23 protein-coding genes are annotated in these 26,972 nt (G+C 63.6%); 17 read left to right on the top strand and 6 right to left on the bottom strand.

Going from position 1 to position 26,972, the window contains the following annotated elements:
* Positions 1-319: 319 nt before the first annotated feature.
* Together AWB82_RS09115 and AWB82_RS09110 are read right to left on the bottom strand one after the other, a co-directional pair.
* The gene (locus AWB82_RS09115) at positions 320-790 is read right to left on the bottom strand and encodes a hypothetical protein (protein WP_086966811.1); all 471 of its coding nucleotides are present in this window, start codon (positions 788-790) and stop codon (positions 320-322) included.
* Between the two features lie 222 nt (positions 791-1,012).
* A complete protein-coding gene (locus AWB82_RS09110) occupies positions 1,013-1,309 on the bottom strand; it encodes a PsiF family protein (protein WP_086966810.1) in 297 nt (98 codons plus the stop codon).
* A 239-nt stretch (positions 1,310-1,548) separates the two neighbouring features.
* Here AWB82_RS09110 and AWB82_RS09105 point away from each other — a divergent pair, with 239 nt between their 5' ends.
* From AWB82_RS09105 to AWB82_RS09055, 11 genes are all read left to right on the top strand, one after another.
* Positions 1,549-1,830, top strand: coding sequence for a hypothetical protein (locus AWB82_RS09105; protein ID WP_086966809.1), 282 nt, complete (start codon positions 1,549-1,551; stop codon positions 1,828-1,830).
* Between the two features lie 279 nt (positions 1,831-2,109).
* A complete protein-coding gene (locus AWB82_RS09100; protein ID WP_086966920.1) occupies positions 2,110-3,072 on the top strand; it encodes a sugar ABC transporter substrate-binding protein in 963 nt (320 codons plus the stop codon).
* 233 nt (positions 3,073-3,305) lie between these two features.
* Complete coding sequence (locus AWB82_RS09095) at positions 3,306-4,895, top strand: sugar ABC transporter ATP-binding protein (protein ID WP_086966808.1); 1,590 nt, start codon at positions 3,306-3,308, stop codon at positions 4,893-4,895.
* Positions 4,896-5,885 (top strand): ABC transporter permease, encoded by a 990-nt coding sequence (locus AWB82_RS09090; protein ID WP_086966807.1) that lies wholly within the window; start codon positions 4,896-4,898, stop codon positions 5,883-5,885.
* Positions 5,886-6,115: 230 nt separating this feature from the next.
* A complete protein-coding gene (locus AWB82_RS09085) occupies positions 6,116-7,138 on the top strand; it encodes a LacI family DNA-binding transcriptional regulator (RefSeq protein ID WP_086966806.1) in 1,023 nt (340 codons plus the stop codon).
* Positions 7,139-7,165: 27 nt separating this feature from the next.
* Positions 7,166-8,098, top strand: a complete 933-nt coding sequence (rbsK, locus tag AWB82_RS09080) for a ribokinase (protein WP_086966805.1) — start codon at positions 7,166-7,168, stop codon at positions 8,096-8,098.
* 178 nt (positions 8,099-8,276) lie between these two features.
* Positions 8,277-10,025 (top strand): methyl-accepting chemotaxis protein, encoded by a 1,749-nt coding sequence (locus AWB82_RS09075; protein ID WP_086966919.1) that lies wholly within the window; start codon positions 8,277-8,279, stop codon positions 10,023-10,025.
* A gap of 126 nt (positions 10,026-10,151) precedes the next feature.
* Positions 10,152-10,913 (top strand): hydratase, encoded by a 762-nt coding sequence (locus AWB82_RS09070; protein WP_086966804.1) that lies wholly within the window; start codon positions 10,152-10,154, stop codon positions 10,911-10,913.
* Positions 10,914-11,321: 408 nt separating this feature from the next.
* Positions 11,322-13,244 (top strand): PrkA family serine protein kinase, encoded by a 1,923-nt coding sequence (locus AWB82_RS09065; RefSeq protein WP_086966803.1) that lies wholly within the window; start codon positions 11,322-11,324, stop codon positions 13,242-13,244.
* A gap of 199 nt (positions 13,245-13,443) precedes the next feature.
* Positions 13,444-14,709: a YeaH/YhbH family protein gene (locus tag AWB82_RS09060; protein ID WP_086966802.1), complete on the top strand. Its 1,266-nt coding sequence runs from the start codon at positions 13,444-13,446 to the stop codon at positions 14,707-14,709.
* Positions 14,706-16,373 carry a SpoVR family protein gene (locus tag AWB82_RS09055; RefSeq protein ID WP_086966801.1) on the top strand — a complete coding sequence of 556 codons (1,668 nt, stop codon included), beginning with the start codon at positions 14,706-14,708 and terminating at the stop codon, positions 16,371-16,373. Before AWB82_RS09060 ends, AWB82_RS09055 begins: the two co-directional genes overlap by 4 nt.
* A 65-nt stretch (positions 16,374-16,438) precedes the next feature.
* Here AWB82_RS09055 and AWB82_RS09050 read toward each other — a convergent pair whose 3' ends face one another.
* Entirely contained in the window at positions 16,439-17,494 is a 1,056-nt protein-coding gene (locus AWB82_RS09050) for an AI-2E family transporter (RefSeq protein ID WP_086966800.1), read from the bottom strand.
* Between the two features lie 296 nt (positions 17,495-17,790).
* On the opposite strand from AWB82_RS09050, the gene rarD reads away from it, so the two are divergent.
* Positions 17,791-18,672, top strand: a complete 882-nt coding sequence (gene rarD, locus AWB82_RS09045; RefSeq protein WP_086966799.1) for an EamA family transporter RarD — start codon at positions 17,791-17,793, stop codon at positions 18,670-18,672.
* On the opposite strand, the gene AWB82_RS09040 is transcribed toward rarD, so the two are convergent.
* Both AWB82_RS09040 and AWB82_RS09035 read right to left on the bottom strand, forming a co-directional pair.
* The gene (locus tag AWB82_RS09040; RefSeq protein ID WP_086966798.1) at positions 18,669-19,664 is read right to left on the bottom strand and encodes an aldo/keto reductase; all 996 of its coding nucleotides are present in this window, start codon (positions 19,662-19,664) and stop codon (positions 18,669-18,671) included. The two genes, rarD and AWB82_RS09040, sit on opposite strands and share 4 nt — an antisense overlap.
* A 54-nt stretch (positions 19,665-19,718) precedes the next feature.
* Positions 19,719-21,182 (bottom strand): DHA2 family efflux MFS transporter permease subunit, encoded by a 1,464-nt coding sequence (locus AWB82_RS09035; RefSeq protein ID WP_268811021.1) that lies wholly within the window; start codon positions 21,180-21,182, stop codon positions 19,719-19,721.
* Positions 21,183-21,266: 84 nt separating this feature from the next.
* On the opposite strand from AWB82_RS09035, the gene AWB82_RS09030 reads away from it, so the two are divergent.
* Together AWB82_RS09030 and AWB82_RS09025 are read left to right on the top strand one after the other, a co-directional pair.
* Entirely contained in the window at positions 21,267-22,127 is an 861-nt protein-coding gene (locus tag AWB82_RS09030) for a LysR family transcriptional regulator (protein ID WP_086966796.1), read from the top strand.
* A gap of 113 nt (positions 22,128-22,240) precedes the next feature.
* Entirely contained in the window at positions 22,241-23,899 is a 1,659-nt protein-coding gene (locus AWB82_RS09025) for a tannase/feruloyl esterase family alpha/beta hydrolase (protein WP_086966795.1), read from the top strand.
* A gap of 12 nt (positions 23,900-23,911) precedes the next feature.
* Here AWB82_RS09025 and AWB82_RS09020 read toward each other — a convergent pair whose 3' ends face one another.
* Positions 23,912-24,310, bottom strand: a complete 399-nt coding sequence (locus AWB82_RS09020; RefSeq protein ID WP_086966794.1) for a DUF2917 domain-containing protein — start codon at positions 24,308-24,310, stop codon at positions 23,912-23,914.
* Between the two features lie 339 nt (positions 24,311-24,649).
* On the opposite strand from AWB82_RS09020, the gene AWB82_RS09015 reads away from it, so the two are divergent.
* The 3 genes from AWB82_RS09015 (at position 24,650) to AWB82_RS09005 (ending at position 26,796) form a co-directional block, all read left to right on the top strand.
* A complete protein-coding gene (locus AWB82_RS09015; protein ID WP_086966793.1) occupies positions 24,650-25,003 on the top strand; it encodes a YciI family protein in 354 nt (117 codons plus the stop codon).
* A 93-nt stretch (positions 25,004-25,096) separates the two neighbouring features.
* Positions 25,097-25,495, top strand: coding sequence for a VOC family protein (locus AWB82_RS09010; protein ID WP_086966792.1), 399 nt, complete (start codon positions 25,097-25,099; stop codon positions 25,493-25,495).
* Positions 25,492-26,796 (top strand): RNA polymerase sigma factor, encoded by a 1,305-nt coding sequence (locus AWB82_RS09005; protein WP_086966791.1) that lies wholly within the window; start codon positions 25,492-25,494, stop codon positions 26,794-26,796. The genes AWB82_RS09010 and AWB82_RS09005 overlap by 4 nt, the downstream gene beginning before the upstream one ends.
* Positions 26,797-26,972: the final 176 nt, after the last annotated feature.

Here is a 26,972-nt window from a genome sequence, read left to right as displayed (position 1 = left end):
AATGCGAACCCCGCCCCGTGCGCCGAAAGCCTTGTCAGGCCTGGGTCTTCAGGCTTCGCAACATTCGGGTAAGCAATGCGCACCTAGCTTACTCCGAATCCGTCCCCCATAACTGTCGAGCAACACGTCGAATTACATAAAACTTTCGATGACGCGCTCCGCCTCATACAAGGTTAGACGAAGCTCGAACCAAACCGAAATGGAAACGGAGTTTTCGCCCGAAGTGTAGCCCAAGGCGAGCAGAATTTTCGTGATGCCGCCTTAAGGTCGTACGAGAAAACCGCTGAAGGAAGTAGCAACGACCGTACCCGCGCGTCGCTCACGGATGGGTCGTCGTTTTTACTTCGGCCGGATGCGATGACGGCGCGCGCTCCGGGCGACGCAGTGCGCGCCTTACACCGCCGATCAACATGCCGAATACCAGCAGGGACACGGCGGGCACGATCCAGTAGCCGACGAACGCGTGCCAGAGATAATCCGCAAGCGTCGCCTTGCGATGCGCGTATTCGTCGAGTGCTTCCTGATGCTTCGCCGCGTTGGTCGCGAGGACATCGGCGGGGCAACCGGCGGCGCGCGCTTCGTCGGGCGCGCCGTGGCAGCGCGCCGTGGCGCCGGCCGCGCGTTGCGCGTCGGTCAGTTCCCAGGCGGCGAGCGCCTTCTGAAGATCGACGTTGTTGTACGCCATCTCCTCGCGCGCTTCATTCACCGCAATAATCAGCACCGGCACGAACCAGAACGTGATCGTCACGAGCCACCGCCGGAACCAGCGGTTCTTGTGTCTCCATGCCATCCAATGCCTCCATGCGGGCTTTCGCCTCGCTCGAAACGGCGGCGGCCGATGGCGTTTATCTTGTATTCGTGAGGGGCCGCCTTCGCGCCATCTTATGAGAAAAAGACGACGGTGCGAATCAGAAGCTTGGGTGCAGTGCAATATCGGCCGGTAGACAGCGTAAATTCGCAAGGGTCGCCGCGCGCGAACGGCGCGGCGTGAACGAACGTGGGCGCGGTGCGATCAGCCCTTGTTGCTGAGGCAGCTCTTCATGAAGGTCTTGCGGTCGTCGCCCTTCTTGTCGGCCGCCTGCTGATTGCATGTCGTCATCTTCTGCTGCTGCGTCATCGGCGCGGATGCGGCGGCCGGTGCGGCGGACAGACAGCTCTTCATGAAGGCCTTGCGGTCGTCGCCTTTCTTGTCGCCCGCCTGTTTATTGCAATCGGTCATCTTGCTTTGCTGGCTATTGGCGGCGAAGGCTGCATTCGCGCCGAGCGTCAGGCTCAGCACGGCGATGAGGGCGGTGGCTCGAATAGTCATGTGACGCTCCCTTTGAGTGACGGTTATTGTTCGACGGCGCGTGTCTTTATCCGCATGTCGCCCGCGCATTATGGCAAACACAATATGAGCGGTGTGCGGGATAGGGTGAAATCGGGAGGCGAAGCGCCCGGGCCGCGGGAATGATGCTTGCAAGTACCTTTCATCGCCGGCGATCCGCACGACCGGTGACGCCGACGTATGATCGTGCGATGCAGGTCCAACGAAAAAGGAGAGGGTTCATGTCCACGCCGCTGTCCGACCATTACAAAGGCTTCGAAATAAAGGTGCAGGCGTTGCGGCGCGCGAAGGAACGCGACGAGCCGGACGACGGCCCGCGCCACTTCGACATCGTCGTGACGATCGCGAAGAGCGCGCACGGCGAGAGCGGCCGCTCGGAGATGTTCGGCGTGCCCGAGCAGGAACCGTTCGACAGTCCGATCGACGCGACGCGCGCCGGTATCGATTACGCGCGCGACATCATCGACAACAAGGTGGAAGGGCAGTCGGTCGAAGATCTCTGACTCGCGCAACAAGAACGCAACAACACGTTGCCCACGAGCAGCCAGAAACGCCGCCGAGCAAGGGTTCGACGGCGTTGTCGTATGTGCAGCACTACACGTTAGCCCGATTGACCTTCGGCGTCTGTTTAACGAGAATCGACGGCGAGCAAACGTTCAACCGCGCGCGAAAGGGCGATCGAAGGCTTCGGCGCGCGACAAGCCCGGCGCGGATCGCAACGCGTTGCTCGTGTTCGCAGCATCTCGCGAGACCAACAAATCAGAAAAAGCATGGAGATTCGCATGAACCGAAACATCCGCCGACGCGTCCTGACAGCGGCCGTCGCGCTCGCCTTTTGCTCCGCATTGCCGTTCGCCTCGTCGTCCGCATTCGCGCAAGCCGCGGGCAAGCCCAAGGTCGCGCTCGTCATGAAGTCGCTCGCCAACGAGTTCTTCCTGACGATGGAAAACGGCGCGAAGGATTATCAGGCGCACAACTCCGGCCAGTTCGACCTGATCACCAACGGCATCAAGGACGAGACCGACACGGCGGCGCAAATTCGCATCGTCGAGCAGATGATCGTCTCGAAGGTCGACGCGCTCATCATCGCGCCGGCGGATTCGAAGGCGCTCGTGCCGGTGCTCAAGAAGGCGGCGGACGCGGGCATCATCGTCGTGAACATCGACAACCGGCTCGATCCGGACGTGCTCAAGTCGAAGAATCTGAATGTGCCGTTCGTCGGACCGGACAACAAGAAGGGCGCGAAAAAGGTCGGGGACTATCTCGCCCCGCGTCTCAAGAAGGGCGACGAAGTCGCGATCATCGAAGGCGTGACGACCACCACGAACTCCCAGGCGCGCAGTGCGGGCTTCAAGGAAGCGATGGACGCGGCCGGCATGAAGGTCGTTGCGCTGCAATCGGGCGAATGGGAAATCGACAAGGGCAACGCGGTCGCCTCGCAGATCCTGAACGCCAATCCGAACGTGAAGGCGCTCCTGTGCGACAACGACAACATGGCGATCGGCGCCGTGTCGGCGATTCGCGCGGCGGGCAAGGCGGGCAAGGTGCAAGTGGTCGGCTTCGACAACATCGGCGCAATCAAGCCGATGCTCAAGGACGGCCGCGTGCTCGCGACCGCCGATCAGTACGCGGCGAAGCAGGCGGTGTTCGGCATCGACGTGGCGCTGAAGGCGATTTCCGGCCACAAGAAGCAGTCGGAGCTTTCGCAGGTCGTGGAAACGCCCGTCGATCTCGTGACGAAGTAATCGTGACGAAGTAAGCCGGCGCGAAACCGAAATCTCAAGTTCGCGGCCGGCGTGCCGATAACACACTGACGAGCGCGGAAGGCAGACGGCGCGGGCACGGTCCGCGCACTTCGGCCACGCTTTCCGCGCGAGGCTTGGGAATTCGCTCCGAGCCGCGCCCACAAAGGCGCGGGCCGTTTTCCGAAGCCATGCGGGACAACCACGTGGATGCACAGCGAGCCTTGAAGCGCCCCATGACCGGACCGAACGATGCGAACGTGCTGACGGTGACGGGCATCGGCAAGACTTATGTCGAGCCGGTGCTGGCGGACGTGTCGCTGGATCTCGTCGCGGGCGAAGTGCTCGCGCTGACCGGCGAGAACGGCGCGGGCAAGAGCACGCTGTCGAAGATCATCGGCGGTCTCGCCGATCCGACCGCCGGCACGATGACGCTCGCGGGTCAGCCCTACGCGCCGAAAAGCCGCTCGGAGGCCGAGTCGCTCGGCGTGCGCATGGTCATGCAGGAGCTGAATCTGCTGCCGACCTTGTCGGTGGCGGAGAATCTGTTTCTGAACCGTTTGCCGCGCAAGAGCATCGGCTGGATCGATCGCAAGCGGCTCGCAGAAGATGCGCGTCACGCGATGGCGCAGGTCGGGCTCGACGCGATCGATCCGGACACGCTCGTCGGCGGTCTCGGCATCGGGCATCAGCAAATGGTGGAGATCGCGCGCAATCTGATCGGCGATTGCCGCGTGCTGATTCTCGACGAGCCGACCGCGATGCTCACCGCGCGCGAAGTCGATCTGCTGTTCGAGCAGGTCGAGCGGCTGAAGGCGCGCGGCGTCGCGCTCGTGTACATCTCGCACCGGCTGGAAGAATTGCGGCGCATCGCCGAGCGCGCGGCCGTGCTGCGCGACGGACGCCTCGTACACGTCGGTCCGATGGACGAACTCACGAGCGACCGGCTAGTCACGCTGATGGTCGGGCGCGAACTCGGCGAGCGCATCGATCTGGGCGAGCGCCGGATCGGCGATGTCGCGCTGAAAGTGGAAGGCATGACGCGGCTGCCCGCGGTCCGCGACGTGTCGTTCGAAGTGCGCGCGGGCGAGATTTTCGGCGTGAGCGGGCTGATCGGCGCGGGCCGCACCGAGCTCATGCGGCTCATCTACGGCGCGGATCGCGCGGACGCGGGCACGCTGTCGGTCGCGCGCAACGGGCAGGCGCTGCGGCGCGTGTCGGTGCAATCGCCGTCGGATGCGGTCGCCGAAGGCATTGCGCTGATCACGGAGGATCGCAAGGGCGAGGGCCTGTTGCTTACCTTGCCGATCGCCGCGAACGTTTCACTGGGCAATTTGAACGCGGTCGCGCGTCACGGCGTGGTCGACACGCGCCGCGAAGCGGCGCTCGCGCAGCGGCAGATCGACGCGATGCGCATCCGCACGTCGGGGCCGGCGCAGGCGGTGTCGGAGTTGTCGGGCGGCAACCAGCAGAAGGTCGTGATCGGCCGCTGGCTCGCGCGCGACTGCTCGGTGCTGCTGTTCGACGAGCCGACGCGCGGCATCGACGTCGGCGCCAAGTTCGACATCTACGGGCTGATGGGCGCGCTCGCCCGCGAAGGACGCGCGCTCGTCGTCGTGTCGAGCGATCTGCGCGAGCTGATGCTGATCTGCGACCGCATCGGCGTGATGTCGGCGGGCCGCATGACGGGCGTGTTCGAGCGCGCGAACTGGTCGCAGGACGCGCTGCTCGCAGCGGCATTCTCGGGTTACGCGAAGCGCGAGGCGATCATGCACGAACCCATCGTCCCGGACGCGAAAGCGCCCGAAGACAACGTGGAGCATTGAATGAGCGAAGCGAACCTGCCCGCCGACGCACCGAAGAGCACGAAAGGCGTCGGCACGCGCCTGGGGCTTTCGAATTACCTCGGTCTCGCGGGCGCGCTCGCCGCGATGATCGCGCTCTTTTCGGTGCTGAGCCCGCACTTTCTGACGTACGACACGTTCAGCACGATCGCGAACCAGATTCCGGATCTCGTCGTGATGTCGGTCGGCATGACGTTCGTGCTCATCATCGCGAGCATTGATCTCTCGGTCGGCTCGGTGCTGGCGCTGGGGGCATCGGTGGTGAGCGTGGCCGCGCTCAAATGGCACTGGCCGGCGTTTCCGGCCGCGCTGATCGGACTCGCGGCCGCCGCGCTCACGGGCGCCGTGACCGGCCTCGTGACCGTGGCGTGGCGGATTCCGTCGTTCATCGTGTCGCTCGGCGTGCTCGAAGGCGCGCGCGGACTCGCGTATCAGATGACGAACTCGCGCACGGCGTACATCGGCGATGCGTTCGATTTTCTGTCGAATCCGATCGCGTTCGGCATCTCGCCCGCGTTCCTGATGGCGGTCGCGGTCATGATAATTGCCCATCTGGTCTTGACCCGGACGGTTTTTGGCCGATATCTGGTAGGAATCGGCACGAACGAGGAAGCCGTGCGTCTCGCGGGCGTGAATCCGCGGCCTTACAAGGTCATCGTTTTCGCGCTGATGGGCGCGCTCTCCGGGCTCGCGGCGCTGTTTCAGATCTCGCGGCTGGAGGCGGCCGATCCGAACGCCGGCGCGGGGCTGGAGCTGCAGGTGATCGCGGCGGTCGTGATCGGCGGGACGAGTCTGATGGGCGGGCGCGGCTCGGTCATCAGCACGTTTTTCGGCGTGTTGATCATCTCCGTGCTGGCGGCGGGACTGGCGCAGATCGGCGCGAACGAGCCGACCAAGCGCATCATTACCGGCGCGGTGATCGTGGTGGCGGTGGTGCTGGATACATACCGCAGCAGAAGAAAGCGGGTTTGATCGAGGGACGGCGCAGGCAGTGGCTCCGCACAGGGCGGAGAAGCGGCCGGCGGCGGTAGCAGGCGATAGCAGGCGATATCAGGCAGGCAGCGGCGGACGGGGATTCGCCACGGCGGCACACAATGAAGCAGGCAGGGCGCGGGGAAGTGAGCGGCGCATGAAAGTTGGTCGCGCCGGACGCCTTACGACCAATAAAAGCAGCAAGACCTAAGAGAAGCGAAGGACGATGTATGGCGACGATCAAAGACGTGGCAGCCATTGCCGGGGTGTCGTTTACGACGGTATCCCACGTAGTGAACAACTCGCGGCCGGTATCGGCCGACGTGCGGGCGAAAGTCGAGCGGGCGATCCTTGAGCTCGACTACGTGCCGTCGGCGGTCGCGCGCTCGCTGAAGGCGCGCTCGACGGCGACCATCGGCCTGCTCGTGCCGAACGCGACGAACCCGTATTTCGCCGAGCTTGCGCGCGGCGTCGAGGACGGCTGCGCGAAGAACGGCTATTGCGTGTTCTTCTGCAACTCCGACGACGACCCGGCGAAGCAGCGCAGCTATTTGCGCGTGCTGCAGGAAAAGCGCATCGACGGGCTGGTGATCGCATCGGCGGGCGAGGATTCGGTGCTCGCGCAATGTCTTGCGGGCGCACGCGAGCCGCTCGTGATCGTCGATCGCAATATCGAGGGGCTGCAATCGGACCTCGTGCAGATCGACCACGAAAAGGGCGCGTATCTCGCGACGCGGCATCTGCTGCAACTCGGGCACTCGAAGATCGGCTGCATTACCGGGCCGGTTGCGACGGCGGTTTCCGCGATGCGTCTGCACGGTTTCATCCGCGCGATGGCCGAGCGCGGCATCGAGATCGAGCCGAATGCGATCCAGCAGAGCGATTTCTCCGCGACGGGCGGTTACGCCGCGGCCTCGCTATTGCTCGACAACATGAAGCCGACGGCGATTTTCGCGTGCAACGACATGATGGGCATCGGCGCGCTGCGTGCGGCGGCGGAACGTCATATCAACGTGCCGACGGATTGTTCGATCATCGGTTTCGACGATGTGGAGTTGTCGCGCTACACCTATCCGGCCTTGTCGACGGTGGGACAATCGGTGCGCGCGCTGGGCGAAATGGCCGCGCAGACGCTGATCGACCGCATCACCGGCAAGCTGGCCGGCACGACGCGCCGGCGCGTGGTGGCGCCGCGCCTCGTGCTCCGCGAATCGACCGCGGTGGTGCCCGAGTCGCGCGGTGCGAAGGCGTAACAACGGCGGTTCAGTAAAGGAAACGAGATGGGCGAAAGTGCCAAAACCGGCCGCGTGACCGTGGTCGGCAGCCTCAACATGGATCTGGTGACGCGCGCGCCGCGCCTGCCGAGACCGGGCGAAACGCTCGCCGGCCACGCGTTCGCGCAGGTGCCGGGCGGCAAGGGCGGCAATCAGGCAGTCGCCGCGGCGCGCCTGGGCGCGCACGTCGCGATGATCGGCTGCGTCGGCGACGATTCGAACGGCGCGACGCTCAAAGGCAGCCTCGAAGCGGAAGGCATCGACTGCACGGCGCTCGCGACCAGTGCGAGCGCGCCGACGGGCGTCGCGCTCATCGTCGTCGACGACGCGAGCCAGAACGCGATCGTGATCGTCGCGGGCAGCAACGCCGAAGTGACGCCCGCGCGCATCGAGGCGCAGGACGCGCTGATCGCGCAAGCGGATGTCATCGTGTGCCAGCTCGAAACGCCGGCCGACGCCGTGCGCGCCGCGCTCGCCGCTGGCCGGCGCCTGAAACGCACGACGATCCTCAATCCCGCGCCCGCCGCGCGCAAGCTGCCGCCGGACTGGTTCCCGCTCGTCGACTATCTGATTCCGAACGAACTCGAAGCCGCGACGCTCTCGGGCGTCGCCATCGACACGCCGGACGACGCGCGCCGTGCCGCGCAGGCGCTCAAGGCGAAGGGCGCGCGCAACGTGATCGTCACGCTCGGCGCGCAAGGCGTGCTCGCGCTGCTCGACGGCGCACACGACGACGGCGTTCATCTGGCGTCGCCGCGCGTCGAAGCGGTCGATACGACCGCCGCTGGCGACACGTTCATCGGCGGCTTCGCGGCGGAACTCGCGCGCGGCGCGGCGGCAATGGACGCGATCGCGTTCGGCCAGCGCGCGGCGGCCATCGCGGTGACGCGCGAGGGCGCGCAGCCATCGATTCCGCACCGCAGCGAAATTTCAGCATAACTTTTCAACGATCGTTGAAAACACGGCGCGTCTGACGCGCCGTTTTCTTTTCATACGAAATAATTTCCTCAAGTGCCGACTCTTTCGCGCCGTTTACATCGATAGCGGCCGCGCGATGGCGCGCGCGCACAGTCACGAAACGACGACCCCGCTTGCGAGCGGCATCAGGGAAAACTCAATGAAACATGCTTTGACGATCAAGGCGCGCCTCGGTATCTCGATGGCGTTTCTGGGTGCGCTGCTCATCGCGATCGGCGCGCTGGGGCTCACCGGCATGAGTCACTCCAACGGCGCATTTCAAGACACTTATTCGGTGCAGATGCCTGCGGCGATCGCCGTCGGCAACGCGGAAATGTATGCCGCACGCGAACGGCTCGTGTTCGATCGCGCGGCGCTGCTCGCCGGCACGCCGGAAGTGGCGTCGACGGTCGAGCGCGCGCGCATGATGCGCGAGCGCGCGGACGGCTACTGGAAGGAATACATGGCGCTGCCGCAAGCGCCGGGCGAAAGGCGTCTCGCCGACGCCGCGCAGGACAAGCGCCTCGCGCTGCAGGGCATCGTGGACAAGGGCGTCGCGGCGGTCATGGCGAACGATCACGACGGCATCATCGCGAACGCCAAGGCGATGCAGGTCACGTACAACGAACTCGCCAACGCGAACGACGCGCTGCGCAAGCATCTGACCGAAGCGTCCCATAAGAGCTACGAAGAGACCCAGAACCGCTTCCAGTGGTTCCGCGCGCTGAGCCTCGGCGCGATCGCGCTCGGCCTGGCGGCGGCCGTGTTCGCGTGGGTTTCGCTCAGGCGCGCGATTGCGCGGCCCCTCGAAGCCGCGCTCGGTCATTTCGAAGCCATCGCAGCGGGCGATCTGCGCCGCGAGGTCGCCGTCACGTCGCGCGACGAAATGGGCCAGTTGCTCGAAGGTCTCGCCAAAATGCGCGCAAGCCTGCTGACGACCGTGCGCACGGTGCGCTCGGGCAGCGAATCGATCGCGTCCGCCACGCAGCAGATCGCGGCGGGCAATACGGATCTCTCGTCGCGCACCGAGGAACAGGCATCGGCGCTGCAGGAAACCGCGTCGAGCATGGAAGAGCTGACGGGCACCGTCCGCCAGAACGCCGACAACGCGCGGCAGGCGAGCGCGCTCGCGGCGAACGCGTCGGCCATCGCCGGCAAGGGAAGCGCGGTCGTGACGCAGGTCGTCGACACGATGCGCGAGATCGACGGCAGTTCGTCGAAGATCGCGGACATCATTTCGATCATCGAGGGCATTGCGTTCCAGACCAACATTCTGGCGCTCAACGCGGCCGTCGAAGCGGCGCGCGCGGGCGAGGAAGGGCGCGGCTTCGCGGTCGTCGCGGGCGAGGTGCGCAGCCTTGCGCAGCGCTCGTCGGCGGCGGCGAAGGAAATCAAGGAGCTGATCGATACGTCGGTGGCGCGCGTGCGCACGGGCACCACGCTCGTCGACGAAGCCGGCCGCACGATGAACGAGATCATCGGCGCGGTGCAGCGCGTGACGGACATCATGGGCGAGATCGCGGCGGCGTCGGAGGAGCAGTCGAGCGGCATCGAACAGGTGTCGCGCGCCGTCACGCAGATGGACGAAGTGACGCAACAGAACGCCGCGCTCGTCGAGGAAGCGGCGGCGGCCGCGCAGTCGCTCGAAGACCAGGCCGCGCGACTGCGGCAGGCGGTGGCTGTGTTCCAGGTGGCGGACGGCGGCGCGCCGCTTGCTGCTCTCGCTGCCAGTGCGGCTACATCGACGCAGCCGGTGAAAATTGCATCGCGTGCAACGATAACGACGCGCGTGAGCGCGAAGCCCGCCACGACGACGTCGGCGCCTGCCAAACGCGCCGCAGCCGCGCCGTCGCCCGCACCGAAAGCGCCGGCGACCGCGGTCGCGGGCGGCGACTGGGAGACGTTCTGAGCATGACGCGCGGCGCGTAGCCGCGCGCGGTCCGCGAATGCGCGCGAATGCACACGCGCGCGACCAACGTCGATCCGCTAACCCGTACACTGAGGGGTGCATCACCGCTCACACGAGGATATCGACATGACCGGATCGACACTCGCCGCGAAGCTCGCGGACGCCCGCCGCCGGCATCAGCTGATCGAAACGCTGGAGTCCGCCGACATTCCCGCCGACGCGCCCACCGCCTACGCGATCCAGCACGAGATGCTGAGAGAGTCGGATGCGCGCATCGGCGCCTGGAAGATCGGGGCGCGCGCACCCGACGCGCTCGCCACGGGCGCGCCCATCGACGTCTCGCTTGTCCACGTTTCGCCCGCGCGCCTTACTTTTCAATCGTTTTTCCGCGTGCTGGTGGAACTCGAAGTCGCGTTCCGCTTCGCCTATGCGCTGCCCGCGCGACCCGACCCTTACACACGCGAGGAAGTACTCGATGCGATAGGCGGCGTCGCGGTCGCGCTCGAAGTGGTCGACAGCCGTTTCGCTCAATGGCCCAATCTCGATCCGCTGGCTCAACTCGCCGATTCGCAGAATAACGGCGCGCTCGTCGTGTCGGGCATGGAACCTTACGACGTCGTCGCGCCCGGCTTCGACTTTCTCACACCGCGACTGGAATTCACGCTCGACGGCGTATCGATTGAGCCGGCCGCGCTCGGCAATCCCGCGGGCGATCCGCGCGAATTGCTGCCGTGGCTCGTCAACCATTGTTCGCGCATGGGTTTGACCGTCGAGCCGTTCTGGACCATCACCACGGGTTCCTACACGGGCGCATATCGCGTCGACGGACCGGGGATGCTGCATGGCGCGATCGATCGCATCGGCGAACTGGAACTGGTGCTCGCATGATGCGCGAACGCGATTCATCGGGAACGATTATTGATGATGTCGCACGCGCATCGAGGTTATCGGCTTATGCATCTTATGAGCGCGCGCGCACGTATTCATGCAGCAGGCGATGATCAACGCGCGCATGTGAGGCGCACGTCGCATTGGCGGACAGAAGCAGTAGATAAGTAGCAAAGAGCGCGGGGAACCGAACAGGCAAAGACCATGTCGAGCATGAGGATAGCGACATTGGGATGAGGATTGTAGGTGAACGAAAATAACTCACCAACCTAGGAATTCTTCGAAGCAAATGAACAACGCAAGTGCGTGAAAAAAAATTCGAAAGGGTTTAGGATGATTTCAAGCGATGTCGTTTCGATTACGCGCGTTGCGCACGACATAGCTTTCTGACTTCGGCGAGGAGGTAGCATGGATATCTACAGCAGTTTCGCGACCCGCTTCGAAAAAACTCGCGAGGAGGAATTCTCGCTCGAAGAGTATCTCGCGCTCTGCAAAGAAGATCCTGCCACATATGCAACAGCGGGCGAACGCATGTTGACGGCCATCGGGGAACCGGAGATGGTCGACACTCGTCTCGATCCGCGTTTATCGCGTGTGTTTGCGAACAAGGTCATCAAGGTGTATCCGGCATTCCGCGAGTTCTACGGAATGGAGGAAGTGATCGAGAACGTCGTGTCGTACTTCCGGCACGCGGCACAAGGTCTGGAAGAAAAGAAGCAGATCCTGTATCTGCTGGGTCCCGTGGGCGGCGGCAAGTCGTCGATCGCCGAACGACTGAAACAACTCATGGAACGCGTGCCCTTCTATTCGATCAAGGGCTCGCCCGTCAACGAATCACCGCTCGGCGTCTTCGATTACGACGAAGACGGTCCGGTGCTCGAAGAGCAGTACGGCATTCCGCGCCGCTATCTCAAGAGCATCCTCTCGCCGTGGGCCGTGAAGCGCCTGCACGAGTACAACGGCGACATTCGCAAGTTCCGCGTGGTGCGCCGTTATCCCTCCATTCTTCGTCAGATCGGCATTGCGAAAACCGAGCCGGGCGATGAGAACAATCAGGACATCTCGTCGCTCGTCGGCAAGGTGGATATCCGCAAGCTCGAAACCTATTCGCAGGACGACGCCGACGCGTACAGCTATTCCGGCGGCCTGTGCCTCGCCAATCAGGGCTTGCTGGAATTCGTCGAAATGTTCAAGGCACCGATCAAGGTGCTGCACCCGCTGCTCACCGCGACCCAGGAAGGCAACTTCAAGGGCACGGAAGGCTTCGGTGCGATTCCCTTCGACGGCGTGATCCTCGCGCACTCGAACGAGTCGGAGTGGAAGGCGTTTCGCAACAACAAGAACAACGAAGCGCTGCTCGACCGTATCTTCGTCGTGAAGGTGCCGTACTGCCTGCGCTACGGCGAAGAGATCAAGATCTACGAGAAGCTCCTGCGCAATTCGTCCCTCGCCGAGGCGGTTTGCGCACCGGGCACGCTCAAGATGATGGCGCAGATGGCCGTGCTCACGCGTCTGCACGAACCGGAGAACTCCAGCCTCTTTTCGAAGATGCAGGTCTACGACGGTGAGAACCTGAAGGACACGGACCCGAAGGCGAAGTCGTACCAGGAGTATCGCGATTACGCGGGTGTCGACGAAGGCATGACGGGCGTGTCCACGCGCTTCGCGTTCAAGATCCTGTCGCGCGTGTTCAACTTCGATTCGAGCGAAGTCGCGGCGAACCCGGTGCATCTCATGTACGTGCTCGAACAACAGATCGAGCGCGAGCAGTTCCCGCCGGAAACGGAGCAGAAGTATCTGTCGTTCATCAAGGACGTGCTGGCTTCGCGCTACGCCGAGTTCATCGGCAAGGAGATCCAGACGGCTTATCTGGAGTCGTATTCGGAGTATGGACAGAACATCTTCGACCGCTATGTGACGTATGCGGACTTCTGGATTCAGGATCAGGAATTCCGCGATCACGACACCGGCGAGAGCTTCGATCGCTCGGCGCTGAACGCCGAACTGGAGAAGATTGAGAAGCCCGCGGGCATCAGCAACCCGAAGGACTTCCGCAACGAGATCGTGAACTTCGTGTTGCGCGCGCGTGCGGCCAATGGCGGCAAGAATCCCGCGTGGATCAGCTACGAGAAGCTGCGCGTGGTGATCGAGAAGAAGATGTTCTCCAACACCGAAGAACTTCTCCCGGTCATTTCGTTCAACGCGAAAGGATCGGCCGAAGAGCAACGCAAGCACGAGGACTTCGTTAATCGGATGGTCGCGAAGGGCTACACGCCGAAGCAGGTCCGGCTCCTGTGCGACTGGTATCTGCGCGTGCGCAAGTCGTCGTGATGTGAGGCAAGACGGGAACCGGCGCACGAAGCGTCCGGCTCCGGTCCCGCGCAAAGCGATAGTCAGGAATGTCCGGGCGGCCCGGGCGCGTGAATTGCAACCGGACCGCACAGTGGACAGTTTGCGAGACAGAGACGCTGCGGCCAGTCGAAGCTTCGCGCAGCGCCTCGCCCCTCGCCAATAACGCGGGAGACTGGATGTGCTGCACCAAATCATCGACCGCAGGTTAGCCGGCAAGAACAAGAGCATCGCCAATCGCGAGCGCTTCCTGCGACGCGTCAAGGGTTTCATTCGCCGCGCGGTTTCCGACGCGGTGCGCGATCGCAGTATCAAAGACATTCAAAGCACCCAGAGCATCACCATTCCCAAGAAGGACATCTCCGAGCCCTCGTTCCGTCACGGACCGGGCGGCAAACGCGAGTTCGTCCATCCGGGCAACGCCGACTACATACGCGGCGACAAGATTCCGCGTCCGCCCGGCGGCGCGGGCGGCGGTGGCAAGAGCGCGAGCAACGAGGGAGAAGGGCAGGACGATTTCGTTTTCGAACTGTCGCGCGAAGAATTCATGCAGTACTTCTTCGACGACCTCGAACTGCCGCGCCTCGTCAAAACGCAACTGCTCGCCGTGCCAACTTGGAAGAACGTGCGCGCGGGCTGGGCGGCCGAAGGCACGCCGAACAACATCGACGTGGTGAGATCGCTGCGCAGCGCGCTCGGACGACGCATCGCGCTCGGCTGGCCGCTCGCCTCGCAGTTGCGCGAGATGGAGCGTCAGCTCGAACAGTTGAAGGACGAGAACGCCGATCCGGAAGACATCGCGCGGCTCGAAGCCGATATCGTCATCATGCAGGGCCGGATCACGCGCATTCCGTTCATCGATCCGTTCGATTTGCGCTACATCAATCGCGTGAAGCAGCCTACGCCTTCGAGCAAGGCCGTGATGTTCTGTCTGATGGACGTCTCCGGCTCGATGGACGAGCAACGCAAGGATCTGTCCAAGCGCTTCTTCATTCTCTTGTACCTGTTCCTGCAGCGGAACTACGAGAAGATCGAAGTGGTGTTCATCCGGCACCATACGCGCGCCGAGGAAGTCGACGAAGACACGTTCTTCCATTCGACGGAAAGCGGCGGCACGGTGGTGTCGAGCGCGCTCGAACTCATGAAGAAGATCATGGACGAGCGCTATTCGCCGAGTGAATGGAACATTTACGGCGCGCAGGCGTCGGACGGCGACAACTGGACGGACGATTCCCCGAAGTGCCGCAAGCTGCTCGCGGAAGACATCCTGCCGAAGGTCCGGTATTTTGCCTATATTCAAGTTGCGCCGGAGGAGCAAAATCTCTGGCTGGAGTATGCTCAGCTTGCGATGGGCGCGCCCGAACTCGCGATGAAGAAAGTCGATTCGGCCGCGGACATCTATCCGGTATTCCGTGAGCTGTTCGAGAAACAGCAGGCGGCCGCATGACGAAGCGGCATTCGCATGAAGAGACGCGCGGGTACCCGCTGGAAGGCGCGGACGATAGTAGTGCCGATTCCCAGCTCGAACCAGAAGCCCAGCAACGCAAGGCGTCCGCGAAGGCAGACGAGGCGCACGAGGAAGGCAGAATGAATGTTTCGGAGAAACGGCGACCGCTGCCGTGCCCGTCGGACTGGACCGTCGAGCTCATCGAAGAATACGACGCCGAGATTTCACGCGTCGCGAACCGTTACGGCCTCGACACCTATCCGATTCAACTGGAAATCATCAGTTCCGAGCAGATGATGGACGCTTACGCGTCCGTCGGCATGCCGGTGAATTATCGGCACTGGTCGTTCGGCAAGCACTTTCTCGCGACCGAGAAAGGCTATCGGCGTGGGCAGATGGGCCTCGCGTACGAAATCGTCATCAATTCGAATCCTTGCATCGCGTATCTCATGGAAGAAAACACCATGACGATGCAGGCGCTCGTGATCGCTCACGCGGCCTACGGGCACAACTCGTTTTTCAAGGGCAATTATCTCTTCCGGCTCTGGACGGACGCGCACGCGATCATCGATTACCTCGTCTACGCGAAGAATTACATCGCGGAGTGCGAGGAGCGCTTTGGCCTCGATCGCGTCGAGGAACTGCTCGATTCGTGCCACGCGCTGATGAATTACGGCGTCGACCGGTACAAGCGGCCGCAAAAACTCTCGCTCGCGAAGGAAGCGGCGATGCGTCGCGAGCGCGAAGCGTATCTGCAATCGCAGGTCAACGAACTGTGGCGCACGCTGCCCAAGGGCAAAGATCCTTCGCCGGAGGAAACCGAAAGCCGGTATCCGCCGGAACCGCAGGAGAATCTGCTGTACTTCGCGGAGAAAAATGCGCCGTTGCTCGAACCGTGGGAGCGGGAAGTTATCCGTATCGTGCGCAAGATCGGGCAGTATTTTTATCCGCAGCGGCAAACGCAGGTCATGAACGAAGGCTGGGCCACGTTCTGGCACTACACGCTCCTGAACACGCTCTACAACGAAGGCCGTCTCGAAGACAGCTTCATGATGGAGTTCCTGCACTCGCATTCGAACGTCGTGTATCAGCCGCCGGTGACAAAGCCGTATTACAGCGGCATCAATCCGTACGCGCTCGGCTTTTCGATGATGAGCGACATTCGCCGCATCTGCGAAAACCCGACGGACGAGGACCGCGAGTGGTTCCCGGAACTCGCCGGCAGCGACTGGCTGGAGTCCTTGCACTACGCGATGCGCAACTTCAAGGACGAGAGCTTCATCGCGCAGTATTTGTCGCCGCACCTGATTCGGGAGATGCGTCTGTTCTCGATTCTCGACGACGACATGCGTGACGCGCTCGAAGTGTCGGCCATTCACGACGGCAGCGGATATCGCTATGTGCGCCAGGCGCTGTCGCGGCAGTACGACATCCATCATCGCGAGCCGAATATTCAGGTGTATTCGGTGAACACGCGCGGCGACCGCAGTCTTACGCTGCGGCATTTCATGACCGACAACCGCCATCTCGCGAACGACAGCGACGAAGTGCTCAAGCACATGGCGCGCTTGTGGCAATTCGACGTTTATGTCGAAAGCGTCGATGAGAACGGGACGGTGAGGAAGCGCTTCGAATGCCGATATGTGGCACCGAATACGCGCTGACCAAGCTCATGCTTCAAACGAAAACCGGCTCTGAATCAGAGCCGGTTTTTTGTGCGCGTTGACGGCTACCGCTTGCTCGCCTCGTCCTGCGAGAACAAATCCCAGCTCGCCATGAACAGCGCCGCGACCAGCGGCCCGATCACGAACCCGTTGATGCCGAAGAGCGCCATTCCGCCGAGCGTCGAAATGAGCACGACCCAGTCGGGCATTTTCGTATCCTTGCCGACGAGAATCGGCCGCAGCACGTTATCGACGAGCCCGATCACCACGACGCAGAACACGACGAGAATCAGGCCCTTGACGATCTCCCCCGTCATGAAGAAGTAGAGCGCGGCGGGCACCCACACGATCGCCGCGCCGACTGCGGGCAAGAGCGAAAGAAACGCCATCAGCACGCCCCACAGCAACGAGCCGCCGATCCCGAGAATCCAGAAAATCAGCCCGCCCAGCAATCCCTGCACGGCCGCAACCGCGATGTTCCCCTTGACCGTCGCGCGCACCACCGTGGTGAATTTCGCGATCAGATGCTGCTTCGGTTCGGGATCGAGCGGAATCGCGCGGCGGATGCGCCGGCCGATCTCTCCGCCATCGCGCAGCAAAAAGAATACGAGATAGAGCATCACGCCGAAGCTGACGACGAACTGAAACGTGTTCTGCCCGATCGACAGCGCCTGCGTCGCGGCGAACTGGCTGATCTGCGACGCGCCTTCCATCAGCCTGCGCTGCACGCCGCCGATGTCGTCGAGCCCGTAACGACCGAGCAGTTGCTGCGCCGACGCCGGCAGCGCATGCAAGACGTGCTGAAAATAAAGCCCGAAATTCAGCTCGCCGCTCTTGATCCGCGCATAGACGAGGGCGATTTCCTGCACGAGCGTCACCGCGACGATCGCCACCGGAATGATGACAATGAGGATCGCGGCGGCGAGCGTCGTCAGCGCGGCGAGATTGCGGCGCTTGCCGAAGCGCGCGGCGAGGTAACGCTGCATCGGCTGGAACAGGATGGCGAGAATCGCGCCCCAGAAGATCGCGCCGAAAAACGGCAGCAGCACCCACCCGAGCGCGAGCGTCACGGCGCACAGCAGGATATGGAAAAAACTCTGATGGTCAGTGTGGTTATTCATTAGCGACCAGTGAGACAAGCGAAAGGACGAATTGCCGTCGCGAAGCGGGCCATGCTGCTGGCACGGTGCTTCGGACGGCTGTCGCGGTCAGGGTTCGAGCAAGAATTCGTCCAAGGGTTCGCTGCGAAATTGCAGCAATCGGGCAATCGTGCGCGCGCCGCTGGAGCCGAACCCCGCGCGTCGACTAAAATCCGGCTTCCAATCCTTGCGGATCGCTTTCCGTCGACACGGCGAGCAGGCGCGAGCGAACGAGCCGATCGTTCGTGCGGGGCCGTATCCGCTCTACGCATCGAACAATGAATCCAGGCGTCGTCTACGCATTCGCGGCCTTTGCCATCTGGGGCCTTTTTCCGATCTACTTCAAGGCCTTGCATTCGATCGGCGCGGTCGAAATGCTCGCGCATCGCATGGCGTGGTCGATGGCGTTTTTGCTGATCGTCATGACCGTGCGTCGTCAGTGGAAATGGCTTGGCCCGGTTCTGCGCGACAAGCGTCTGCTCGCGCGCTTCGCCGCGAGCGCCGTGCTGCTCTCGGCGAACTGGGGCATCTATATCTGGGCGGTGAACGACGGGCGCATCGTCGAGGCGAGTCTCGGCTACTTCATCAATCCGCTTGTCAACGTGCTGTTCGGCATGGCGTTTCTGCACGAGCGGCTGCGGCCCGTGCAGTGGCTCGCGGTGACGATCGCCGCGGCGGGCGTCGCGTGGCTGACGTGGGTGAACGGCGCGCCGCCGTGGATCAGCCTCGCGCTCGCGCTGACCTTCGGCGGCTACGGGCTTTTGCGCAAGACCGCGTCGCTCGGCGCGCTCGAAGGGCTCACGCTCGAAACCATGCTGCTGTGTCCCGTCGCGCTCTTGTATCTCTTCTTCCTGAATTCGCACGGCGGCAGCGGTTTCGAGCATGGCTCGCTCGGCGTGAAACTGCTGCTCGCGGCCGCGGGGCCCGTGACCGCGGTGCCGCTGCTGCTTTTCGCGGCGGGCGCGCGGCGCATTCCGCTATCGATGCTCGGGCTCATTCAGTACATCACGCCGTCGCTGCAATTGCTGATCGGCGTCGTGATCTATCACGAATTCTTTGGGCACGATCAGTTGATCGGCTACGGCGCGATCTGGGCCGCGCTCGCGATCTACTCGCTCGAAGGCGTGTATCGCGCGCGCGGCTCGCGCCTTAAGAATTAGCGCAACGCGTCGCCGAAGCGGTACTCGGCCGTCGCCTCGTCGAGCTTCGCCTTGATTTCGGGATCGATCGGCTGGTTGACGGCCGCGAGCGTCTCGTTCAACTGATCGGGCCGGCTCGCGCCGATGATCGCCGAAGTCACCGCGGGATTCGCCAGCACCCACGCGAGCGCGGTGCTCGCGAGCGAGCGTCCGGTCGGCGCAACGATCTCGTTGATCTGCTCGATGGTGTGAAACTCGCGCTCGTGCCAGTAGCGCTGCGTGTACATCGCGCCCGCCTTGCCGACCGCGCCGGTGAAGCGTCCCTCGCTCGGGCCGGCATCGTAACTGTGCTTGCCCGTCAACAGTCCGCCCGCGAGCGGATTGTATGGAATGACGGCGAGTCCTTCTTCGGTCGCGAGCGGCAGCAATTCGCGCTCGATCTGACGAAAGAGCAGGTTATAGCGCGGCTGCACCGACACGAAGCGCGCGGCGTGCAACACATCCGCGCGGCCGAGTGCGCGCGCGAGCCGGTACGCCAGAAAATTCGACACGCCGATATAGCGCACCTTGCCTTGCCGCACGATGGTGTCGAGCGCTTCGAGCATCTCGTCGAGCGGCGTGTCGTGATCGTCGTTGTGAAGCTGATAGAGATCGACGTAATCGGTATTCAGCCGTTTGAGCGACGCGTCGATCGCGTCGAGCAGATGTTTGCGCGATGCGCCCTTGTGCCACGCGAGCGGCCCCATTTCATGCACGGCCTTGGTCGCGAGAATGTAGTTGTCGCGCCGGCCCTTGAGCCAGCGGCCGACGATTTCCTCGGTGCGGCCCGCGAGATCGTGCCCGCTGCCGAGCGGGTAGACGTTCGCCGTGTCGATGAAATTGACGCCCGCGTCCGCCGCCCGGTCCATGATGCTGCGCGACACGTCTTCCTCGGTTTGCAGGCCGAAGGTCATCGTGCCGAGCGTGAGACGCGAAACGGTGAGACCGGTGTTGCCGAATTTGCGGTATTGCACGATTGCGCTCCAGAAGAAAACGATTCGATCGGGCTGACAGGATAGCCCCAACGTTCAGGAAGTGCCGGCGCGCACGGGCGCGGCGCCTTGCGGGGCGGAATCGAGATAGCGGAATACGACGCCCGACAACAAGGTAACAACGCCCATGCACACGAAGCTCAGCTTGAAACCGGTCGAGGTGGAGAACGGCCCCTGGAACAACTGCACGAGCGAGCCGCCGATCGACACGCCCAGGCCGATCGCGAGCATCTGCACCATCGAGAAGAGGCTGTTGCCGCTACCCGCGTCCTTGCTCGACAGGCCTTTGAGCGTGACGCTGTTCATCGCGGCGAACTGCATCGAGTTGCACGCGCCGAACACGGCGAGAATCGCGATTTCGATGGCGAGCGGCAGCGTCGGCGAGAACAGCGCGAACGCGACGATCGACGCACCGACGAGTGCCGTGTTCACGAGCAGGAACATGTCGTAGCCGTAACGCTTCACGAGTTGCGCGATCCAGCGCTTGCTGATCGTGCCGGCGATGGCGATCGGCAGCATCATCAGGCCCGAGTGAAGCGGGCTGTAGCCGAGTTCGAGCTGCATCAGAAGTGGCAGCAGAAACGGCACGGCGCTCGATCCGATCCGGCAAAGCAGATTGCCGATCAGCCCGACGCTGAAGTTCGGTTCGCGAAGGAGCGCGAGATGAAAGAGCGGATTGCGCTTGTGGCGGGCGTACGGAACATAGGCGAACGCCGACACGGCCGCGAGCGCGAAGAGCGCCGCCGACACCGCGCCGCGATGCGTCTCGACCGGAGAATCGAGCGCGAGCGAGAACGACACCATGCACATCGACAGCAAGCCGCAACCGACGAAGTCGAAGGGCGGGGCGTCGTGCCTCGTGTCGTTCGGCAGAAAGCGCTGCACCGCGTAGAGGCCGACCGCGCCGATCGGCACGTTGATGAGGAAGATCCAGTGCCACGAGAACGACTCGACGAACCAGCCGCCGAGCGTCGGGCCGAGAATCGGACCGACCTGGCCGGCGACGGAAATCATCGCGAGCGCGGAAACGTAGGCTTCGCCCGACACGGCGCGCAGCACGGCGAGCCGGCCGATCGGCAGCAGCATCGAGCCGCCGATGCCCTGCAGCACGCGCGCGAGTACGAGCTGGTTCAGCGAATGCGCGCTCGCGCAGGCGAGCGAGCCAATCACGAACAGTGAAATCGACACCTGATAGACGCGGCGCGTGCCGAAGCGGTCGGCGAGCCAGCCGGAGGCGGGCGTGAACAACGCCATGGTCAGCGTGTAGGCGACCACGATCGACTGCATCGCGAGTGGCGCGGCGTCGAGGCTGCGCGCGATCGAAGGCAGCGCCGTGTTGACGATCGTCGTGTCGAGCGCCTGCATGAAAAAGCCCACGGCGACGATCCAGAGGAGTGCCGTGTGCGAGGACTGTCTTGTCATGTGAAGGGGTGTTTCCTTGAGCCGCGCGCGTGTTCGAAAGTCATCCGCAAGCGGTTTGAAACCGGTTTGCCGGCGCATTGTGAAATCTTAATGACTTGTCGGGTCATCGGGAAGACCGCTAACCACATTGACTGTCATCGGTATTCGCGATGACAATATCGCATGCTCAATCCAGTCTGGCTGACCACGTTCGCGACGGTGGCCGCGTCGCACAGTTTCACCGATGCAGGACGGCAACTCGGCCTCCGGCAATCGAGCGTTTCCGAGCATATCCGTCGGCTGGAGGAGAGCGTTGGGCGACGCCTTTTCGTGCGCGACACGCATTCGCTCGCGCTCACCGCCGACGGCGAAGCCATGCTCGTACACGCTCGCGTGATTCTCGAAGCGATGACTCACGCGCAGTCGCAATTCAGTTCGCCGCGGCTGCGCGGACGCGTGCGGCTGGGCTCGTCGGACGATATCGCGCTCGGACCACTGCCGAGCGTGCTCGCGGCGTTTCGCGACACGCATCCCGATGTCGAACTGGAAATCACCATCGGCATGACGGGACGGCTCTATCAGATGGTCGATGCGGGCGAACTGGATCTCGCGGTCGGCAAGCGCCGTCTCGGCGATGCGCGCGGCACGCGGCTTTTCTCGGGCCGGCTCGAATGGCTCGCGAAGCCGGGAACCGTCGTCGAGACGAACGAGCCGCTGCCGCTCATCCTCGTTGCGGAACCGAGCGTCACGCGCGGCGTCGTGCTCGATTCACTCGCGATGTCGGGCGCAAGCTGGCAGATGGTCTGCACGAGCAGCAGCCACGCGGGCTGCATCGCGGCGGCGCGCGGCGGACTCGGACTGACCGTGCGTTCGCATTTTCTGGCGGCGCGCGGACTGGCGCCGCCGGTGAATCGCGCGGAGTTGCCCGTGCTGCCCGAGGTGGAGTTCATTGCGTTCGGCGCGAAACATCTGAGCCGCCCGGCCGAAACCTTGCTACAGCTTCTGGAGCACAGCGACCTGCGCGGCGAATGGGACGGCGAATGACGTGCGCAAGACAGAAAGCCGGTTGTGCCGCTGCAACGGCCGGCAGACCCGAATGGCTATCTCAAAACGGTTCTTATATATTGTGCGGCGTTTGAAGCGGCCACTTTAAAGACGTGTTGCGGTTCTTCCTCCTTCTTACCTCCGATCTGTCTCGTATCCGCGCGCTGCTCGTGGCGGTCGCGCTCGCGGCATGCTCGAACGCCCACGCGGCGACTTACCTGACGAAGCACTGCGCCGATCTCGAAGGCAAAACCGTGCCCGCGTCGATCATCGGCTTGCCGACGCGCGGCGCGACGATCGTCTCGGCGTCGGTCGTCAAGGCGGCCGCGCTCAACAACCGCAACGGCGAATACTGCCGCATCACCGGCTTCATCAGGGCGCTGCAGGACTCGACGCCCGACATCCGCTTCGAAGTGAATCTGCCGAGCCGCTGGAACGGCCGCGCGCTGCAGATGGGCGGCGGCGGCTACAACGGCACCATCGTGTCCGGCACGGAGCCGATGTCCTTCGCACCCGATTCGACGCCGCTCGCGCGCGGCTACGCGACCTTCGGCTCCGATTCGGGGCACGTGGGCAATTCGGGGCGCGCGGACTTCGCCGGCAACGACGAGGCGATCGTCAACTTCGGCTTCGGGCATCTGAAGAAAACCCGCGACGTCGCGCTCACGCTGATCCAGATGGGCTACGGACGCGCCCCCGAAAAAACCTACTTCGCGGGCGGCTCGACCGGCGGCCGCGAGGGGTTCACGGTGATTGAGCGCTTTCCGAACGACTACGACGGCGTTATCGCCAACGCGCCCGCCATCAACTTTTCCGGCGTGCGATTGATGGGCGTGATGCTCGGGCAGGCGTCGTATGCGAAGCCGGGCGGCTTCGTCGGCCTCGCGCAGCAGCGGCGCGTGTTCGAGACCGTCGTTCACGATTGCGACCGGCTCGACGGCGCGGCGGACGGCATCGTGAGCAATGTCGAGGCGTGCCGCAAGCTTGAGCCGCAGATCATCGCGTCGCTGCGTTGCACGAGCGGACAGCGGCCTTCCTTGCGCGACAGTTGCCTGTCGGACGCGCAGATCGACACGCTGGAGACGCTGCGCGACGGCGTCAGCTTGCCGTATCCGCTCGCCTACGACGTCGATACTTATCCGGGCTACAACGTGTTTCAGGGCGTGGACTTCTCCAGCATGCTCGGTCTCGGCGATTCACCGACGCTTCTGAGCCCGCCGACGTTCGCCGCGAACGGCTATCTGTTCGCGCAAGGCGATGCGTATATCCGCCACTTCGTCACGCGCGATCTCGCGTTCAGCTCGCTCACGTTCGACCTCGACGATCCCGGCCGCTTCAGGCAGCGCCTCATCACGCTCGCGTACACCGTCGGCGCGATGAACCCGGATTTCTCCGCGTTCATCGCGCATGGCGGCAAGATCATCGCGATGCACGGCCTCGCCGACGAAGTCATCAGCCCGAATCAGACGATCGCGTTCTATCGCGGACTCATCGATCGTTATGGCCGGGATCGCGTCGATTCGTTCATGCGGCTCTACATGGTGCCGGGATTTCAGCACGGCAACGGCGTGTTCATTCCCGCGTGGGACGAACTCGGCGCGCTCGACGAATGGGTGAGCAACGGCGTCGCGCCGGAAACGCTCGTCGGCAGCGACATCGCGCCCGCCACCAACGGACGCACGCGGCCGATATGCCGTTATCCGAACTACCCGCGCTATCTGGGCAAGGGCAGCGTCAACGTCGCGGCGAGCTTTCGCTGCGTCGAGCCGTGAGCATTCGCATTTTCAGAGCGCGTTCGCGCGTTGCCCGGCCATGCGCGGCCAGTGCCTCGCGAGCCAGCGCGACACGAACCCGCGCTTCGCAACGCGATACGAGGTGAGCGACACTTCGACCGGCTGATCGCTTTCGGACGTGAGCCACACGCGCTCGCCGCGCGACAGGCGCACGACGTCGCCGGGCTTCATCCAGTAATCGTACGGATCGCGATGACGCGTCAGCCAGATTGACGACGCCGACGCATCGCCGATACGCAGTTCGGCGTCGCGCGCGAGCCGCCACGAGACCATCTGATGCGGATGCACTTCGACATAGACCACGACGCGCGCGCCCGATGCGCTCAGGCGGCCCGACGCCACGCCGTGACCGACGCCATGACGCGCGAAAACTTGCGATACCTCTTCCATCTTTGCTCTCCATGATGTGAGCCGAAGACGGAACCTTGCACGCAAAAACAAGAAGGCCCCGTCTTGCGGCGGGGCCTTCGGAATCTGTTTGCTTGCCTGTCTCGCTAGCGCACACGCTGTCCCGATGACCCGCCACGGATGGCGTTCATACGGTTTTTAATCGCGGCGATGGAGAGTGTGAGGGCTGCGTGCATGTGTCGCAGTATCGTGTGGCGCGACGACGCTTGTCAATATCGAGATAAACATGCGATGCAAAAAGGTCCGAACGGAGCGGGCCTTGCCGACGCCCGCGCGACGGTTTAACTTGAACGCCATCGAAAAAACTTTCGGAGGTTCGTCGTGGCTTATTTGCTACTCGTCGTGGAACCGGTCGAACAGCGCGGCCAGCGCACGGAGGAGGAGGGGCGCGAGGCGTATCGGCAGATGGGGGAATTCGCGGAAGAGCTCAAGGCGCGCGGCGTGCTGCGCGCGGTCGAATCGCTGACGTCGCTCAGGGACGCGGCGCGCGTCGACGCAACGAACGGCGATGCCCGCGTCATCGACGGACCGTTCGCCGAAGCGAAGGAAATGATCGGCGGATTCTTTCTGATCGACTGCGAAACGCGCGGGGAAGCCGTTGCGATCGCCGCCGAATGTCCGGCGGCGCGGTGGTGCACCATCGAAGTCCGCAAAGTCGGACCCTGCTATTCGTGAGATTCGTGTCGATTTTCGCGCGCTCGGATCGTCGTGCATGTAACGGCCGCGATCGCGCGTCCCGCGTCACGATCCAGACTGGAGACTTCCGCCATGCACAAACAAATTTTCGTGAACCTTCCGGTTCGCGACCTCAAGCGCTCGATGACCTTTTTCAAGGCGCTGGACCTGAGTTTCGATCCGGCGTTCACGAACGACGACGCCGCGTGTCTCGTCATCGGCGAAAACATTTACGCGATGCTGCTCGTCGAAAAATTCTTTCAGACCTTCACCGAAAAACCGATCGCCGATGCACACGCGAGCACCGAAACGCTCGTGTGCCTGTCGTGCGAGAGCAGGGCGGAAGTCGACGAGCTGGTCGCGAAGGCCGTCGCCGCGGGCGGACGCGCGCCGCGTGAACCGCAGGATCACGGCTTTATGTACGGCCACGGTTTCGAGGATCTCGACGGCCATATCTGGGAGCTCGTGCACATGAATCCGGAAGCGGCGTGAGCGGCCGCGCGAACGGGCGAAGCACAGCGGACGATGCCGCCAGGCGCGCCATCGACGCGGTGTGGCGCATCGAGTCCGCGAAGGTGATCGCGAGCGTGGCGCGCGTGGTGCGCGATGTCGCGCTCGCCGAGGAACTGGCGCAGGACGCGTTCGTCGCCGCGCTGGAACACTGGAGCCGACCGGGCGTGGGCGTGCCCGAGAAGCCGGGAGCGTGGCTCATGACGACAGCGAAGAACAAGGCGCTCGACCGTCTGCGGCAGCACGCGCTGCACGCGCGCAAGCACGAAGAATACGGACGCGATCTCGACGCGCGGGAAGCGCACATCACACCCGATTTCGTCGATGCGCTCGATGCTGCGCGCGAGGACGACATCGGCGACGATCTGCTGCGGCTCGTTTTCACGGCATGCCATCCGGTGCTGTCCCTCGATGCGCGCGCCGCGCTCACGTTGCGCCTGATCGGCGGCCTCACGACCGATGAGATCGCGCGCGCGTTTCTCGTGCCGGAGCCGACGATCGCGCAGCGCATCGTGCGGGCGAAGCGCACCTTGTCGGCGGCCCGCGTGCCGTTCGAAGTGCCGAAAGCCGACGCGCGCGCCGCGCGGCTCGGCTCGGTGCTCGAAGTGATCTATCTGATTTTCAACGAAGGCTACGCGGCGACCGCGGGGGACGACTGGATGCGTCCCGCGTTATGCGAAGACGCGCTGAGGCTCGGGCGCATCCTGGCGGAACTGACGCCGGATGAGAGCGAGGTTCACGGCCTCGTCGCGCTGATGGAGATTCAGGCGTCGAGAACGAAGGCGCGCGTCGACCGGGAAGGCCGGCCGGTCCTCTTGCCGGATCAGGACCGCAGCCGCTGGGACCCGCTGCTGATCCGGCGCGGGCTCGCGGCGCTGAAACGATCCGAAGCGCTGGGCGGTGCGCGCGGCGTGTACGCGTTGCAGGCGGCGCTCGCGGCGTGCCATGCGCGCGCGCCGAGCGCCGCCGACACCGACTGGCCAATGATTGTCGCGCTCTACGACGCGTTGATGCAGACCGCGCCGACGCCGGTGGTCGAACTGAATCGCGCGGTCGCGGTGAGCATGGCGTATGGGCCCGAAACGGCGCTGCCGATCGTCGACACGCTCGCGGACATGCCCGCGCTTAGAAGCTATCACTGGCTGCCAAGCGTGCGGGCCGATCTGCTGGCGAGGCTCGGGCGAAAGGACGAGGCGCGCGCGGAGTTCGAGCGCGCGGCGTCGCTGACGAAGAATGGGCGGGAACGGGCGTTTTTGCTGGAGCGAGCGAGTGAGATGGATTGAAGCGGTGATGGTTGTCGTTTCGTGGGGTGCGTTTGCGATTTTACATAAGATAAATTATCAACATCTCCTGTGTCAGAGCTTTTTAGTAATGTCCGGTTTGGGGGTGCGGCGGAATTCTTGGACTGGTTTATGTCGTCAGCCCCAGACTCTCCCGGTATTCAATCGGACTGAGTGCG

This window comes from Caballeronia glebae (genome assembly GCF_001545035.1).
Taxonomy (GTDB): Bacteria; Pseudomonadota; Gammaproteobacteria; order Burkholderiales; family Burkholderiaceae; genus Caballeronia; species Caballeronia glebae.
The sequence above is the reverse complement of the archived record's forward strand: the minus strand, read 5'-3'. Positions and strand labels throughout refer to the sequence as shown.